The 15788-nt window shown below is 71.7% G+C and carries 14 protein-coding genes and 1 riboswitch; of the genes, 6 read left to right on the top strand and 8 right to left on the bottom strand.

Annotated features, from left to right (window positions below; genetic code table 11):
• Nucleotides 1-3: 3 nt before the first annotated feature.
• From AB0C38_RS43655 to cobN, 5 genes are all read right to left on the bottom strand, one after another.
• Entirely contained in the window at nucleotides 4-1215 is a 1212-nt protein-coding gene (locus AB0C38_RS43655; protein ID WP_360685417.1) for a chitinase, read from the bottom strand.
• A 390-nt stretch (nucleotides 1216-1605) separates the two neighbouring features.
• Complete coding sequence (locus AB0C38_RS43650; RefSeq protein WP_360685414.1) at nucleotides 1606-2688, bottom strand: ATP-binding protein; 1083 nt, start codon at nucleotides 2686-2688, stop codon at nucleotides 1606-1608.
• Nucleotides 2685-3341, bottom strand: coding sequence for a response regulator transcription factor (locus tag AB0C38_RS43645; RefSeq protein ID WP_360685411.1), 657 nt, complete (start codon nucleotides 3339-3341; stop codon nucleotides 2685-2687). The genes AB0C38_RS43650 and AB0C38_RS43645 overlap by 4 nt, the downstream gene beginning before the upstream one ends.
• A 35-nt stretch (nucleotides 3342-3376) precedes the next feature.
• On the bottom strand, nucleotides 3377-5221 hold the full coding sequence (locus AB0C38_RS43640) for a glycosyltransferase family 39 protein (RefSeq protein ID WP_360685408.1): 1845 nt from the start codon (nucleotides 5219-5221) through the stop codon (nucleotides 3377-3379).
• Between the two features lie 44 nt (nucleotides 5222-5265).
• Nucleotides 5266-8829, bottom strand: a complete 3564-nt coding sequence (gene cobN / locus AB0C38_RS43635; protein WP_360685405.1) for a cobaltochelatase subunit CobN — start codon at nucleotides 8827-8829, stop codon at nucleotides 5266-5268.
• A gap of 49 nt (nucleotides 8830-8878) precedes the next feature.
• A riboswitch (cobalamin riboswitch) is annotated at nucleotides 8879-8951 on the bottom strand.
• A gap of 91 nt (nucleotides 8952-9042) precedes the next feature.
• Here cobN and AB0C38_RS43630 point away from each other — a divergent pair.
• A complete protein-coding gene (locus AB0C38_RS43630; RefSeq protein WP_360685402.1) occupies nucleotides 9043-9771 on the top strand; it encodes a hypothetical protein in 729 nt (242 codons plus the stop codon).
• Here AB0C38_RS43630 and AB0C38_RS43625 read toward each other — a convergent pair.
• Genes AB0C38_RS43625 through AB0C38_RS43615 form a run of 3 tightly spaced genes read right to left on the bottom strand, consistent with a single transcriptional unit; the run spans nucleotide 9768 to nucleotide 11785 of the window.
• On the bottom strand, nucleotides 9768-10001 hold the full coding sequence (locus AB0C38_RS43625; protein ID WP_155541712.1) for a helix-turn-helix transcriptional regulator: 234 nt from the start codon (nucleotides 9999-10001) through the stop codon (nucleotides 9768-9770). The genes AB0C38_RS43630 and AB0C38_RS43625 overlap by 4 nt on opposite strands.
• Nucleotides 10002-10010: 9 nt before the next feature.
• A complete protein-coding gene (locus AB0C38_RS43620; protein WP_360685399.1) occupies nucleotides 10011-10862 on the bottom strand; it encodes an ABC transporter permease in 852 nt (283 codons plus the stop codon).
• Nucleotides 10859-11785: an ABC transporter ATP-binding protein gene (locus AB0C38_RS43615; RefSeq protein ID WP_360685396.1), complete on the bottom strand. Its 927-nt coding sequence runs from the start codon at nucleotides 11783-11785 to the stop codon at nucleotides 10859-10861. Before AB0C38_RS43615 ends, AB0C38_RS43620 begins: the two co-directional genes overlap by 4 nt.
• 147 nt (nucleotides 11786-11932) lie before the next feature.
• Between AB0C38_RS43615 and AB0C38_RS43610 the strand changes: the two genes are divergently transcribed.
• The 5 genes from AB0C38_RS43610 to AB0C38_RS43590 are packed head-to-tail and all read left to right on the top strand — an operon-like array spanning nucleotide 11933 to nucleotide 15741.
• A complete protein-coding gene (locus tag AB0C38_RS43610; RefSeq protein WP_360685393.1) occupies nucleotides 11933-12208 on the top strand; it encodes a DUF6191 domain-containing protein in 276 nt (91 codons plus the stop codon).
• Between the two features lie 5 nt (nucleotides 12209-12213).
• Entirely contained in the window at nucleotides 12214-13278 is a 1065-nt protein-coding gene (locus AB0C38_RS43605) for a precorrin-3B synthase (protein WP_360685390.1), read from the top strand.
• Nucleotides 13275-13898, top strand: a complete 624-nt coding sequence (locus tag AB0C38_RS43600; protein WP_360685387.1) for a precorrin-8X methylmutase — start codon at nucleotides 13275-13277, stop codon at nucleotides 13896-13898. Before AB0C38_RS43605 ends, AB0C38_RS43600 begins: the two co-directional genes overlap by 4 nt.
• A complete protein-coding gene (locus AB0C38_RS43595) occupies nucleotides 13895-15391 on the top strand; it encodes a precorrin-2 C(20)-methyltransferase (RefSeq protein ID WP_360685384.1) in 1497 nt (498 codons plus the stop codon). Before AB0C38_RS43600 ends, AB0C38_RS43595 begins: the two co-directional genes overlap by 4 nt.
• The gene (locus AB0C38_RS43590) at nucleotides 15370-15741 is read left to right on the top strand and encodes a hypothetical protein (RefSeq protein ID WP_360685381.1); all 372 of its coding nucleotides are present in this window, start codon (nucleotides 15370-15372) and stop codon (nucleotides 15739-15741) included. Before AB0C38_RS43595 ends, AB0C38_RS43590 begins: the two co-directional genes overlap by 22 nt.
• The last annotated feature ends 47 nt before the right edge of the window (nucleotides 15742-15788 follow it).

Raw genomic sequence — 15788 nt, 5'->3', positions numbered from 1 at the left:
CGGCTAACAGGCGCCGTTGTCGGTCCAGACGCCCCATTCGCCGGTTGTGCCGGGCTCTTCGCCCTGCGTCCACCACTTCGCGGTGAACTTGTGGCTGTTGTGCGAGACGATGTCGTCCTTCACGTAGACCTTGGCCTTGTCCCACGCCGCCGCGGTGCAGGAGCCGCCGCCCGGGGTCGTCGGGGTGGTGGTCGTCGGCGGGGTGGGCGTCGTCTGCGGCGGGGTCGCGCCGGCGAACCGGACGCTGAACTTCGTGAAGTCCCAGTCGTTCTGCGGGACGTTGCTGCAGACGCCGTTGTCGGTCGTTCCGACGCAGGCGCGGTCGCGGTTGACCGACCAGAAGGTGAAGCGGCCGAGGCCGTGGCTGGTCGCGTAGTCGTAGACCGTCTGGAAGTCGGCCGTGTAGAACATCTCGGAGGCGTCCGACTTGCCGTTCATGCCGGAGAAGCCTTCGTGCGAATACGCGGTCGCGCTGTCCCAGCCCATGTGCGACATCAGCAGGCCGTGCAGCGCTTCCAGCGCGGACACCTGCGACGAGCCGCCGTTGAAGCCGCCGTCGAACGGCATGATCGAGAAGTTGTTGGGTGAGAAGCCGATCGACTTCGCCTGGTCGAGCAGCTGCGTGCCGAACCAGCCGGTGCCGGCCGCGGTGCCCGGCATGGTCACCGACACGAACAGGCCGGGGTTGTTGGCCTGCAACGTCTTCGCCGCGCCGAGCTCGTTCGCGATGGCCGCGGTGTTCTCGTACTCGGGCTCTTCGAGGTCGAAGTCGATCGCCTTGAGCGAGTACTTGGTGATGACCTGCTGGTAGGCGGCGGCGGTCGCGGCCACGTTCCCGCAGGTCTGGCCGAGCTTCGTGCCGCCGTAGCCGCCGACGGACACCGAGACGTCGCCGCCCGCGCCGCGGATCCGCGAGATCACGTTCGCGACGGTGGTGTCGGAGGAGACCGCGTTGGTGCCGTCCCAGGTCGGGCTGCAGCCGCCGCCGTTGGGCGCCAGGATGAACGCGAGCTGGAAGGCCTTGAGTCCGGTCGCGTTCATCACGGTGATCGGATCGGGCGGATTGTTGCTCACGGGCATCAGATACGGCGCGGCGGCATACCAGTTGTTGCTCAGCGCCGCTGTCGCGGAGGGCGCGCCGATCACGAGGCTCACAGCTGTACCGATGAAGGTGGCGGCGGCGAGCCCGATGGCGGCCAGTCTGCTTCTGCGCATGATCTGTCCTCCCGGTGGGGTTCGAGGGTGGACAAACTATTGGACTAGACCATTGATGAAGTCAAGACGCGAAGGTCGGATAGGGGGAATGGGCGGGCGAAAAGCGCCGTAATATCCGATATTTGTCCGGGATTGATGGCATGCGGGTGAGGCCGGGACAGAGCAAAACGACGGAGCCGGAGGGAGAGTAAGGCGGCGCCCGGCTTCCCGCGCGCCGAAGCAGGGCTCGGCAGCTTGGAAGGGCAAGCGCGGCGGAGAAACGGGCAAGCTGCGCGGGTTCGCCGGCGCACCCGCGGCAATGCCGGAGCGATCCGCGGCTTCAAGCCCACGGCGGCGAGGCGGCCGAGTGGGCGACGCTGCGCGGTCGTGGCCACGCGACTCGGCGAACCCTCAAACCCCCGGCAGGGTGACCACCACGACCAGCCCACCTTCCGGCCGAGCCGTCGCCGCCACCTCCCCGCCATGCGCGTGCGCCACCGAGCGGACGATCGACAACCCCAGCCCCGCCCCCTCCGCGGCCACCCGCGCGCGACGGTGGAACGGGTCGAACAGCGCCGGGACCTCCGCCGGCGGGATCACCGGGCCGCTGTTGGCCACCTCCAGCTCGACCCGGCCGGGCATCGACCGGGTTGTCACCCGGACCCAGCCGTCCTCGACGTTGTGGCGGACGGCGTTCTCCACCAGGTTGTGCGCCAGGCGCTCCAGCATCAGCGCGTCGCCCAGGGCCGTCGCCTCGCCCAGGTCCTCCGAAACCCCCGGTGGCAGCACGTGCGCCACCACCGCCGCCAGGTCCACCGGGCCGCGCTCGGTCAGCGCGCTCTCCGAACGGGCCAGCAGCAGCAACCCGCTGATCAGCTTCTCGTGCCGGGCATTGATCTGCAGCAGCTTGCCGCCGAGCTGCCGGACGTCGTCGGATGCCGTGCGGCGGTGCATCGCCACCTCGACCAGCGAACGGTTCAGGGTCAGCGGGGTGCGCAGCTCGTGCGATGCGTTCGCGACGAAACGGCGCTGCGCGTCGAACGAGCGGTCGAGCCGCTCGACCATCACGTCGAACGCGTCGGCGAGGTCCTTCACCTCGTCGTGCGGGCCGGGCAACGCGATCCGCGAGTGCCCGCCCGGGTCGGCCGCCGCCGCGATGCGGCGCGCCGTGTCCGTCACCCGCCGCAACGGCGACAGCGCGCGGCCCGCCACCAGCCAGCCCAGCCCGGCCGCCAGCACCGCCACCGCGCCGAGCGCGATCGCCCCCTGGGTCAGCAGCGACGTCGCCGCCGCTTCGCGCACCTGCCGCGCCTGCTCGTCGAGGGACTCCGGTGACGGCAGCACGGGCAGACCGGGCGGCGCGGTGCCCACGATGAACGTGACCCGCCGCCCGACCTGATGCGTGAACAGCAGGTACGTGACGCCCAGCAGCGCCCCGCCCGCCAGCAGGAACAAGCCGCCGTAGAGCACGGTCAACCGCAGCCGCAGGCTCATCGGAGCCGGTAGCCGACCCCGGTGACCGTCTCCACCAGCGGCGGGTCACCGAGCTTGCGGCGCAGCTTGAGGATCGTGAGCCGGACCGCGCCGGTGAACGGGTCCGCGTGCTCGTCCCACGCCTTCTCCAGCAGGTGTTCCGCGGACACGGCGGCGCCGTCCGCGCGCAGCAGCTCGGCGAGCACCGCGAACTCCTTTTTGGACAGTGGCAGGTAGCGTCCGTCGCGGAACACCTCGTGCCGCGCCGGATCGAGCGTGACGCCGGAGCGTCGCAGGATCGGCGGTGCGGCCGGCCGGCAGCGCCGCCCCAGCGACTGGATGCGCGCGGCCAGCTCGGGGAAGGCGAACGGCTTCGTCAGGTAGTCGTCGGCGCCGAGGGACAACCCGGCGACGCGGTCGGTCACCTCGACCGCTGCGGTCAGCATCAGCACCCGTGTCGTCGCGTCGGAGGCGACCACCTGCCGGCAGACGTCGTCGCCGTGCACGACCGGCAGGTCCCGGTCGAGCACGACGACGTCGTAGTCGTGCACGGCGATCCGCTCGAGCGCGGCGCCGCCGTCGAAGGCGACGTCGACGGCGTGCGCCTCGTCGCGCAGCCACTCCGCGATCGCGTCCGCGAGCATCGGCTCGTCCTCCACCACCAGGACCCGCATGCCGCCATGATCGCCGCGGCGGTGTTTCCTCGCCGTTAGCGGCAACGGTAGAGCGTGTCCGGGCCGCCGGCGACCCGCATCGGACCGGAGCCGTACGCGCCGGGGTCGACGACCGCGCAGTGCCGCTCGATCCAGCGTTGGCGTTCGCCCTGGACCGGACTCCGCGGCGGCCCGGGCGGGGTGCCCGCGCTGCTCAGCACGAACCGCAGCTTGCCCTCGGCGAGCCAGCGGTCGAGCTGCGTGACCGACGGCGCGTCGTCGCGGCCGCCGAAGCCGCCCATGCCGATCACGGTCGCGTCCGAGTCGATGAGGAACGGCGCGACCGCACCCGCTTCGGCGTTCACCGCCAGGGTGATCTCGGTGCCGTTCTGCCGGGCGTAGTCGAGGATGCGCCGTTGGTCGGCGGAGAGCGTGGCGGTGCCGTCGCTGCCACCGGCGAGCATGAGCCGAGGCTGCGGCCCGGGACCGCCGGATCTGACGGGCGGCATCGGCGGGGCACCGGGACCGCTGGGTGGTCCGGCGGCGGGCAGCGTCCCGGCGGACGTGCTCTGCGCGGCGGCGAACGACCACACCGTCGGCGTGAGCAACAGCGGCACCAGCGCGGCGACGAGCGCGCGTCGCCGCGGCGCCACCACCAGCCACGCGACCGCGAGCAGCGCCGTCCCGATCGCCGCCCACCGCGTCCAGCCGTAGAACGTCGTGTCGCGCGAAGTCAGGACGAACGCCCAGGCCGCGGTCACCGCGATGGCCAGGGGGAGCAGGGTCCGCCGGTGGTGCCGCCACAGCAGCGCGAGCCCGGCGGCCGAAATCGCGGCGATCGCGGGGGCCATCGCCGTCGTGTAGTACGGGTGCCAGATGCCGCCGGCGAAGCTGAAGACCACGGTCGTCACCAGCAGCCAGCCGCCCCAGAGCAGCCAGCCGGCGTCGCGCCACCGGCGTCCGATGACGACCAGGACGAGCAGGGACAGGGGCAGCAGCCACGAGATCTGCCCGCCCACGAGGTCGTTGAACATCCGGCCCGGTCCGGGGTCGCCGCCGAACGACGACATGGTCTGCTGCCCGTTGCGCATGATCATCATGCCGCCGCCCTCGCCGTTGCCGGAGAGGCGGCCGAAGCCGTTGTAGCCGAACACGAGGTCCCACGCGGAGCCGTCTTCGCTGCCGCCCATGAACGGCTTGGCGCCGGGCCACCAGTCGTAGAGCGCGATCCACCAGAACGACGAGACGACCAGGACCGCGCCGGCGCCGAGGACGTCCAGCAGCCGGCGCTTGAGCGGCCCGGTCGTCCCGGCGAGGTAGGCGCCGACGAGGGCGGGCACGATGATCCACGCCTGCAGCATCTTCGTCAGGAAGCCGCAGCCGACGAAGAAAGCGCACCACCACAGCCATTTCCGGCCGTCTTCGAGCGCCCGGGTGACCGCGTACGCGGCGGCGACCAGGAACAGGACGAGCAGCGTGTCGGGGTTGTTGCCGCGGTTCATGATCACGGTGACCGGCGTCAGCGCCAGGATCGCCGCGGCAAGGAGGGCGACGTTCTCGCCGGCCCACCGCTGGACCGTGCGGTGGAGCAGGAAGACCGCCGCGACGCCTTCGAGGACCTGCGGCAGCAGCAAGGCCCAGCCGTGGTAGCCGAAGACCATGACGGAGAGCGCCTGCGGCCACAGGGCCATCGGCGGTTTGTCGACCGTGACGACGCCGTAGGGGTCGAAGGAGCCGAAGAGGAAGTTCGTGAAGCCGCCGGTCATCGACTTGACGGCGGCCGAGTAGTAGGTGTTGCCGAACTGGCCGTCGCCGATCTTCCAGGCGTAGAGCACGGCGGCGCCGAGGCAGATGAGCGGAAGCGCCCAGGAGCGGGTCTTCGGAGGAGCGGCGGTGATCATGCCCGCCACCCAACTCCGGCCCGCGTTTCCCGGGCGTTTCCGAGTTACTCCGCTTCGAGGTCACCTTCCAGGGACAGGTACACCTCGCGCATCTTCGCGAGCAGCGAAGGGTCCGGCTCCTCCCACAGCCCACGATCCGCGGCCTCGTTCAGCCGCTCCACGATCCCCCGCAGGGCCCACGGGTTGGCTTGCCGCAAGAACTCCTGGTTCACCTCGTCCAGGACGTACGACTCGGTCAGCTTCTCGTACATCCAGTCGCCGACCACGCCCGCAGTGGCGTCGAAGCCGAACAGGTAGTCCACCGTCGCCGCCAGCTCGAACGCGCCCTTGTACCCGTGCCGGCGCATTGCCGCCAGCCAGCGGGGGTTCACCACCCGGGCGCGGAACACCCGGGCCGTCTCCTCGCCCAGCGTTCGTGTCCGGACGGCGTCCGGCGAAGTGCTGTCGCCCACATAGGACGCCGGGGCCGTGCCCGTCAGCGCTCGGACCGTCGCGATCATCCCGCCGTGGTACTGGAAATAATCGTCCGAGTCCGCGATGTCGTGCTCGCGCGTGTCCGTGTTCTTCGCCGCCACCACGATGCGCTTGTACGAACTCTCCATGTCCTCGCGCGCCGGACGGCCGTCCAGGTCGCGGCCGTAGGCGAAGCCGCCCCAGACCGCGTACACCTCCGCCAGATCCTTGTCGTCGCGCCAGTTTCCGCTGTCCATCAGCGGCAGGAGACCCGCGCCGTACGCTCCCGGCTTCGAGCCGAAGATCCGTGTTGTCGCCCGGCGGGAATCGCCGTGCGAAGCCAAGTCCGAAGACACGTGCGCCCGGACGAAGTTCTCCGACTCGGGTTCGTCCAAAGAGGCCACCAGCCGCACGGCGTCATCGAGAAGAGCGATGACGTGCGGGAACGCGTCACGGAAGAAGCCGCTGATCCGGACCGTGACGTCGATGCGCGGCCGGCCCAGTTCGGCCAGGGGGATCGCCTCGATGCCCGTCACCCGCCGGGAAGCTTCGTCCCACACCGGCTGGACGCCCAGCAGCGCCAGGACTTCCGCCGCGTCGTCGCCGGACGTCCGCATCGCCGACGTCCCCCACACCGACAGCCCGACCGAGCGCGGCCAGTCGCCGTTGTCCTCGCGGTAGCGCTTCAGCAGGGAATCCGCCAGCGCCTGGCCGGTCTCCCAGGCCAGCCGGCTCGGGATCGCCTTCGGGTCGACCGTGTAGAAGTTGCGCCCGGTCGGCAGCACGTTCACCAGCCCGCGCAACGGCGACCCGCTCGGCCCCGCCGGGATGTACCCGCCGTCGAGCGCGTGCAGCACGGCGTCGAGCTCGGCCGACGTCCCCGCGAGCCGCGGGACGATCTCCTCCGCCGCGAACGAAAGCACCCGCGCCACCTGCGGGTCCGGCGCCACCGAAGCCACCGCTGTGGCGTCCCAGCCGCGCATCTCCATCGTCTGGACGAGCTCGCGCGCCGTCTTCTCGACGGCGTCCACTTCGGACATCGGCGCGTCTTCCTTGAGCCCCAGGGCCGACCGCAGCCCCGGCACCGCACCCTGCTTGCCACCCCACATCTGGGACGCGCGCAGGATCGCCAGCACCAGGTTGACGCGGGCCTCGCCCACCGGCGCCGCGCCGAGGATGTGCAACCCGTCGCGGATCTGGGCGTCCTTGACCTCGCACAGCCAGCCGTCGATGTGCAGCAGGAAGTCGTCGAACTCCGCGTCGTGCGGCCGCTCGTCGATGCCGAGGTCGTGGTCCAGCTTCGCGGCCTGGATGAGCGTCCAGATCTGGGCGCGGATCGCGGGCAGCTTCGCCGGGTCCATCGCCGCGATGTTCGCGTGCTCGTCCATCAGCTGCTCGAGCCGCGCCATGTCGCCGTACGACTCGGCGCGCGCCATCGGCGGGATCAGGTGGTCGACGATCGTCGCGTGCGCCCGCCGCTTGGCCTGCGCGCCCTCGCCCGGGTCGTTGATCAGGAACGGGTACACCAGCGGCAGGTTCCCGAGGACGGCGTCCGGCGCGCACGACGCCGAAAGCCCGGCCGTCTTGCCCGGCAGCCATTCCAGGGACCCGTGCTTGCCCAGGTGGACGACGGCGTGCGCGCCGAACTCCTCTTCCAGCCACCGGTACGCGGCCAGGTAGTGGTGGCTCGGCGGTAGGTCCGGGTTGTGGTAGATCGCGACGGGATTCTCGCCGAACCCGCGCGGTGGCTGGATCATGATGATGACGTTGCCGCTCTGCAGCGACGCCAGCACGATGTCGCCGTTGTCGACGTACAGCTCACCGGGCGCCGGGCCCCAGTGCCCTTCGATGCCTGAACGCAGCTCCGCGGGCAGCGCGGCGAACCACTCCTGGTACCGCGCGGCGGGCACGCGGATCGGGTTGCCGGACAGCTGCTCCTCCGTCAGCCACTCCGGGTCCTGGCCGCCCGCCGCGATCAACGCGTGGATCAGCGCGTCACCGTCCGGCTGCTCGGTGCCGGTCGGCTCGACGCCCGGGAAGGCGTCCGCGCCCAGGTCGTAGCCCAGGTCCCGCATCCGCCGCAGCAGCTCGATCGCCGACGCGGGTGTGTCCAGCCCGACCGCGTTGCCGACGCGAGAGTGCTTCGTCGGATAGGCGGACAGCATCAGCGCGATGCGCCTCTCGGCGGGAGGCGTGTGTCGCAGGCGAGCGTGCGCGAGCGCGATCTTCGCGACGCGGGACGCGCGCTCGGCGTCCGGCACGTACCGGGGGAGGCCGTCGGCGTCCAGCTCCTTGAACGAGAACGGCACCGTGATCAGCCGTCCGTCGAACTCCGGGACGGCCATCTGGTTCCCGGCGTCGAGCGGCGACAGACCGTCGTCGCCGGCCGCCCACGTCTCGCGGTCGCTCGTCAGGCACATCGCCTGCAGGATCGGGACGTCGAGGGCGGCCATCTCGGCGACGTCCCACGCCTCGTCGTCGCCCCCGGCCCCCACCTCGGACGGCCGCGTGCCGCCCGCCGCGAGCACCGTGACGAGCAGGGCGTCGACCTTGCCCAGCTCGGCCATCATCTCCGGGTCGCGCGTACGCAGCGAAGCGGTGTAGATCGCCAATGCGCGCCCGCCGGCGGCTTCGATCTGGTCGGCGAGGGTGTGGACGAAGTTCGTGTTCCCGGACAGGTGATGCGCCCGGTAGTACAGGATCCCGATCACCGGGCCGGTCGCCTGCGAAGACCGCTCCAGGATGCCCCACTCGGGTTGCCGCGCGGGCGGCTCGAAGCCGTCGCCGGTGAGCAGGAGCGTGTCGGAGAGGAACCGGTGCAGCTGGGTGAGGTTCACCGGGCCGCCCTGCGCGAGGTAGGCGTGGGCCTCGGCGGCGATGCCGGCCGGGACGGTCGAGAGCTTCATCAGCTCGGCGTCCGGCGTCTGCTCCCCGCCCAGGACGACGACGTGCGCGCCCGACGCCCGCAGCGTGTCGAGGCCTTCCTGCCAGGTCCGCGGGGTGCCGAGGATGCGGACGACCACGATGCGCACGCCGTCGAGCAGGCCCGGCAGCTCGGCCACGGCGATCCGCGCGGGGTTCGCCAGGCGGTACTCGCCCTCGGCCGAACGGGCGCTGAGCAGGTCGGTGTCCGAAGTGGACAGAAGCAGGATCACGAGGTTCCTCCTCGGGGTCCGCGCCCCGGGTAGACGGGCGCGCCGGCCGGAGTTCCTGGCTTCCCGGAGATCACTCTCCGATGACAGTGGCGGGACCGCCCCGGACTCTCACCGGGTTCCTCCACCTGCCGACGCGTGTTTTCCGCTCTCACTCTCCGGTGCGGTTCGAGGTGCGTCAAGGTGACGTTGACCGGCGCTCGGTAACCTGACGGCTTGGACGCCTTCCTCCGCGACTTCACCGCCGCCCAGTCGAGCCGCCAGCCCTACCGCAGAGCGACCGCCGACGAGCTGGCGGCCGCCGAAGCCGGGTTTTCCGCGTTCCTCGACCGGGCCCCGCACCACCTCGGCGAGCTGGGGTTCTCGGTGCGCGACGACTCGCTCGCCGTCCAGGAGCCCGGCTCCGAGCGCGCCTGGGGCCTGTACGCCGCCGACCGCTCGGCGCCGTCGTCGCTGGTGGTCGAGGTGCCGCACGCTTCGTCCGACCTGCGCACCGAACTGATCGGCCTCGCGCTCTTCCGGCGGACCCCGGGCGCGATCCTCGCGGTCGGCGGCGCGCACCGCCGCCGGGAGGATCCCGCGCACGACACCGGGACGGTCTTCCACGTCGTCACCACGCTGCTGGCCCGGCGCGGCCTGCCCCAGGTCCAGCTGCACGGCTTCAACGACACCACCCTGACCACGGCGGACGTCGTGCTCTCCGCCGGGGCCGCCGAAGCCGGGGAGGCCGCCCGCCGCGCGGCCGACCGGCTCGACGCCGCCGGTTTCCGCGTCTGCCGGGCCTGGGACGAGCCGTGCCGGGGCCTGGCCGGCACCACGAACGTCCAGGGCCGGGCCGCCGGGGGCAGCCCGTTCCTGCACGTCGAACTGAACCGGACCGTCCGGGAGGACCGCCGCGACGACGTCGTCCGCGCGCTCGCCGAGGCGGATCTCACCAAGCCCTAAGCGGACTGCTCTCCCAGCCGCGGGAACGGCTTCGTCGAGAACAGGACCTCCAGCGGGACCTCGAAGAACTCCGCGATCCGCAGTGCCACGAACAAGCTCGGGCTGTACTCGCCGCGCTCCAGGTAGCCGATCGTCTGGTAGTGCACGCCGAGTGCCTCCGCCAGCTGGCGCCGCGAGATCGACCGCTCCGCGCGCAGCATCGCGATCCGGTTGTAGACGACCTCGCTCATGACTGTTCACTACCCCACACGCTGCATGGCCTTCTCCCGGCGTTCGGCCACCGATGAACCCGCTTCCCGCCGCGCCATGCGGCGGAGCAGCACCGGGGCCAGGGCCAATCCGATCACGGACCACGCCAGGAGCACGGCCAGGGTCGGCAACGGCCGCCACGACTGGCCGATCTCGACGATCACCGCGCCGTCCGGCAGCAGCGCCGAGCGCATCCCGAGGCCCAGCCAGTACATCGGGAACACCTGCGCGATGTCCTGCACCCACCCCGGCAAAGCCGTGATCGGGTAGAAGATCCCCGAGATCGCGCCCAGGCCCATGATCGGCAACGTGATCAGCGCGATCGACCGCGGGCTGTTGGTGAGCGATCCCAGCGCCGCCCCGAGCGGCAGGGTGGCGACCAGCCCGAGCGCCAGCACCCACAGCAGGTTCAGGAACGACCAGACGCCGTCCGGCGCGAGCTCGGAGTACAGGAACAGGCACGGGACCAGCACCAGCACGATGCTGGTGACCTGCGCCATCGACAGCGCGGTGGTCTTCCCGACCAGGTAGCCGAGCATGCCGTTCGGTGTCGCCTTGGCGCGCAGCAGCGTGCCGTCCTCGCGGTCGATGGACAGGTAGCCGGCCGCGCTGTTCAGCCCGTTGAACACGATCCCGGCGCCGAGCACGCCGGGCACGGTGGCCGCGCCGAGCGAGAAGCCGGTGCCGGGCAGGGTCGCGTCCCGCATGAAGAACAGCGTGCCGAGGAAGAGCGCGACGAAGACGAACTGGCCGACGACGTCGTCGCGGTTGGTCCACGTCTGCTTGAACTCGATCCAGCCGCGGGCCACCCCGGCCCGCAGGGCGGCGGTCTTGGCGTTCATCGCGCACCTGCTTCCTGGAGGCCCAGCTCCGTCTCGCCGCCGGTCTCGGCGCGGTGCACCAGCGTCATGTACGTGTCTTCGAGCGACGCCCGCCGCACCTCGAGGTCCGCGACGGCCTCGCCGTGCTGCTTGAACAGGTCGTGCACGAACTTCGTCGCTTCGGTCGTCGAGTGCACGAAGCGCTGGCCATCGATCGTCCAGCGGACCTCGGCCTCGCCGGAGATCTGCCGGGACAGGGCGTCGGCCGAGCCGTCGGCGATGATGCGCCCGCCGTTGAGGATGAGGATCCGGTCGGCCAGCTTCTCGGCCTCGTCGAGGTCGTGCGTGGTGAGCAGGATCGTGGTGTCCAGCTCGTCGGACAGCCGGTGCACCAGGTCGTGGAACTCCCGGCGCGCCTCCGGGTCGAAGCCCGCGGTCGGCTCGTCGAGGAAGAGCAGCTCGGGGCGCCCGACGATGCCGATCGCGACGTCGAGCCGCCGCCGCTGGCCGCCGGAGAGGGTCTTGAGCTTCTTCTGCGCGTGCTCGGTCAGCCCGACGGCCGCGATCAGCTCGTCGGCGTCCCACGGCCGCGGATGCGTCTCGGTCGAGTACGGCGCGTAGTACCGGCCGAGGTGCGCGAGCAGCTCCCGGACCCGCCACTTCCCGTGGTCGCGCCAGGACTGGAGCACGACCCCCAGCCGCGCCCGCCAGTCTTCGCCGCCGCGCGCCGGGTCGGCCCCCAGGACGCTCACCTCACCCGCCGACCGCATCCGGAAGCCCTCGAGGATCTCGATCGTCGTCGTCTTGCCCGCGCCGTTCGGCCCGAGCAGGCACACGACCTCGCCCCGGTGGGCGTCGAACTCGACGCCGTGGAGCACGTCGTTCGCGCCGTAGCGCATCCGCAACCCGCGCACGCGGACCACGGGGACCGCTGGATCTCTCATCGCCAAACCCCCATCGTGCTGATGCGATCGAATGTAGCACACCTGCTACATATGATCAGACTTCTGCTGTGCCGGGAACTTGACCCGCGGTCATCCGGTTCGCCGGGCATGGGTACTTGGCTGGGGCTGGCTCTCCCGGGTGGCGTCATGATCCTGCTGGTCATGGCCGCGATCGAGCTGCGGCCGCGCAAGAACGGCTCGCGCTTCAAGGCGCGGCTGTCCGCGACGTACATCGAGGAGACGACCGCGTTCCTCTACGGCACCAAGCGGCGTGAGCTGGAACACCGGGAAACGATGTCGATGCTCGTCGAGCAGGACGCCGAGGGCGCGCCCCCCTTGCGTGACGTGGACCTGGACCGCGGAATCGCCCGGATCCGGCCGCGTCCGGACCATCGGGAGCCGGAGAACCGCCAGCTAGAGTGACTCTCATGCCGACCCCAGCACGTGCGCGAGCCGACGCGTGCCCGGGTGTTTTCGCACCTCACGACGCCGCCGACGGCCCGTTGGCGCGGGTCCGGCTGCCTGGCGGTGCGATTTCCGCGGCTCAGCTGCGCGCGCTCGCCGACTGCGCCGAAGCGTGCGGCGACGGCGACCTCCACCTGACTTCCCGCGGCAACGTCCAGCTGCGCGGCGTCACCCGGCCCGGCCTCGCGGCGCGGCTGACCGACGCCGGCCTGCTGCCTTCGCCGTCTCACGAACGGGTCCGGAATGTCCTGGCCTCGCCGTTGAGCGGGCTGATCGGCGGGCTCGCGGACGTCCGGGGCCTGGCCGCTTCGTTGGACTTGCTCTTGTGCTCGATCCCTGAGCTGGCCTCGTTGCCGGGACGCTTCCTCTTCGCCTTCGACGACGGCCGCGGTGACGTCTCCGGGGAAGGCGCCGACGTCTGCTGGCGCGCGACCGGCCCTGCCGAAGGGACGCTGCTGCTCGCGGGCGGCGACACCGGACGCCGGGTCGCTCGCGCGGACGCCGTGACCGCGCTGATCGACGTCGCGCTGGAGTTCGGCCGGGTACGCGGATCCGCCTGGCGCGTCGCCGAACTCGACGACCCGGCGTGGCGCGGGACGCCGGTGCCGCGGGTCGACGTCCCGGTGCCGGCCGGGATGATCTCCGGGTCCGCCGCGGGGGTGGTGCCGCGGTTCGGGCAGCTCAGCGCCGCGCAGGTGCGGGCGCTGGCCGGCATCGGACCGGTGCTGGTCACGCCGTGGAAGTCCCTCGTGCTGCCGGACGCGCCCGCCGACGTCTTCGAGCGGCTCGGTTTCGGTGGTGAACCGCTCGGCACGAGCGCGTGCATCGGCCGGCCCGGCTGCGCCAAGTCGCGCGCCGACGTCCGGGCCGACGCCGTCTTCCGGCCGGGCCTGCGCGCACACTTCTCGGGCTGCGAACGCCGATGCGGGAAGCCGTCGCAGTCCCATGTGGACGTCGTCGCCGAAGCGGGCGGCTATCGCATCGACGGCCGGTGGGTGCCGCTCGAAGAGCTGAAAGGGAAGCTGTGATCGACTACCTGCGGGACGGTGCCGAGATCTACCGGCACTCGTTCGCCACGATCCGCGAGGAGGCGGACCTGGCGATCCTGCCCGACGACGTGGCGGGCCTGGCGGTCCGGATGATCCACGCCTGCGGCATGGTCGATCTGGTCGACGACCTGCGTTACACGCTCGACGTCGTCGAATCCGGCCGCGCCGCGCTCGAAGCGGGCGCGCCGATCCTGTGCGACGCGCAGATGATCGCCAGCGGCGTCACCCGGCGTCGCCTGCCCGCGGGCAACGAAGTCGTGTGCACACTTTCGGAGCCCAGTGTGCCGGGGCTCGCCGAGCGGATGGGGACCACGCGCTCGGCGGCGGCCCTGGAACTGTGGCGCGACCAGCTGCCCGGCTCGGTCGTGGCGATCGGCAACGCGCCGACCGCGCTGTTCCGGCTGCTGGAGATCCTCGACGAAGGCATCGGCGCGCCCGCGGCGATCATCGGCGTGCCGGTCGGGTTCGTCGGTGCCGCCGAGTCCAAAGTGGAGCTCGCCAAGCGGGCCCCGGCCCCCTATCTGGTGGTGCACGGACGGCGGGGTGGCAGCGCGATGGCCGTCGCCGCGATCAACGCCCTCGCGAGCGCAGAAGAATGACCGGGACGCTCTACGGCGTCGGGCTCGGCCCCGGCGACCCGGAACTGATGACGGTCAAGGCGGCCCGGCTGATCTCCGAAGCTTCGGTGATCGCCTACCACTGCGCGCGGCATGGGCGGAGCATCGCGCGGTCGGTCGCCGAGCCGTACCTGCGCGACGGCCAGATCGAGGAGAAGCTCGTCTACCCGGTCACGACCGAGACGACCGACCACCCCGGCGGGTACGAAGGTGCGATCGCGGACTTCTACGAGCTGAGCGCGAAGCGGCTCGCCGAGCACCTCGACGCGGGCCGCGACGTCGTCCTGCTCTGCGAAGGCGACCCGTTCTTCTACGGCTCGTACATGTACATGCACGAACGGCTTTCCGGGCGGTTCCCGGCCGTGGTCGTGCCGGGGGTGACGTCGGTGAGCGCGGCGTCGTCGGTGCTCGGCCGGCCGTTGGTGCAGCGCGACGAGGTGCTGACCGTGCTGCCGGGCACGCTGCCGGCACCGGAGCTGGCCCGGCGCCTGGCGGACACCGACGCGGCGGCGGTGCTGAAGCTGGGCCGCACGTTCGGTTCGGTGCGGGAGGCCTTCGAAGAGGCCGGGAAGCTGGACGACGCCGTCTACGTCGAGCGCGCGACCTGGGGACAGCAGCGGATCGAACCGCTCGCTTCGGTCGATCCTTCGACGGTGCCGTACTTTTCCTTGGCGCTGCTGCCTTCTCCGGGCTATGCGTCCCGAGTTTCGCCTGCTCCTGCTGCCTCTTCTTCGGAAGCCGCCGAGGCTTCGGGCGAGGTCGTGGTCGTCGGACTCGGCCCGGCGGGCCCGGAGTGGCTGACGCCGGAGGCCGCGGCGGAGCTTTCGGCGGCCGACCACATCGTCGGGTACGGGCCGTACGTCGCGCGGGTGCCGCAGAAGGCGGGGCAGCAGCGGCACGCGTCGGGCAACCGCGTCGAGGCGGACCGGGCGGTCGAAGCGTTGTCGCTGGCGGCTTCGGGCGCGCGGGTCGCGGTGGTGTCCTCGGGTGACCCGGGGGTGTTCGCGATGGCGTCGGCGGTGCTGGAGCAAGTGTCTTCGGGGCACGGCACGGGCGTCCGGGTCCGGATCGTCCCGGGCGTGACGGCGGCGCAGGCGGCGGCTTCGCGCGTCGGCGCCCCGCTGGGGCACGACTACTGCGTGCTGTCGCTGTCGGATCGGTTGAAGCCGTGGGAAATCATCGAGAAGCGCCTCGACGCGGCGGGCGCGGCGGACCTGGTGCTGGCGCTGTACAACCCGGCGTCGCGCTCCCGGACGACGCAGCTGGCCGACGCTCGCTCGGTTTTGCTCCGCCATCGCTCGGCGGCGACGCCGGTCGTGGTGGCGCGGGACGTCGGCGGCCCGGAGGAGGACATCCGCGTCACGACGCTGGGCGAGCTCGATCCGTCCACTGTGGACATGCGGTGCCTGCTGATCGTGGGCTCCTCGCGGACCCGCGCCGAGAACGGCGTGGTGTGGACACCGCGCAGCTATTGACGGCCGAGCCGGCCTTGCACCGCCGGGCGGCCCTGGCGGGCGAGGCGGCGTCGGCGGCGGGGGTGCCCGGCCGCTTCCGGGCGTGGGAGCACGCGGGCCTGCTGGCGGTGCAGGCGACCGACCCCGCGCTCGCGTACCTGTCGACGGTGACCGGGGTGACGCGGGAGACGCTGCCCGAGGTCGCCGGTCTGCTGCGTGCGCCGGAGTGGGACGGCGTACCCCCGGCGGTCGTCGCTCCGGCGGGGCTGCCGGTGCCGGGCCTGTTCCCGGCGGGCGAGCGGTTCCTGGCCGTCCGCGGGCTCGAGCCCGCGGCGGGCCCCCCGCCCGGCGCCGGGGACCCCGGGGCGTGAGGGGAGAGTACACACAGAGTAAAAAAAAAAACCCACAGATAATAGAT

The sequence above is a fragment of the Amycolatopsis sp. NPDC048633 genome (assembly GCF_040650695.1).
Classification (GTDB): Bacteria; Actinomycetota; Actinomycetes; order Mycobacteriales; family Pseudonocardiaceae; genus Amycolatopsis.
This window is presented reverse-complemented; position numbering and strand designations above follow the sequence as displayed.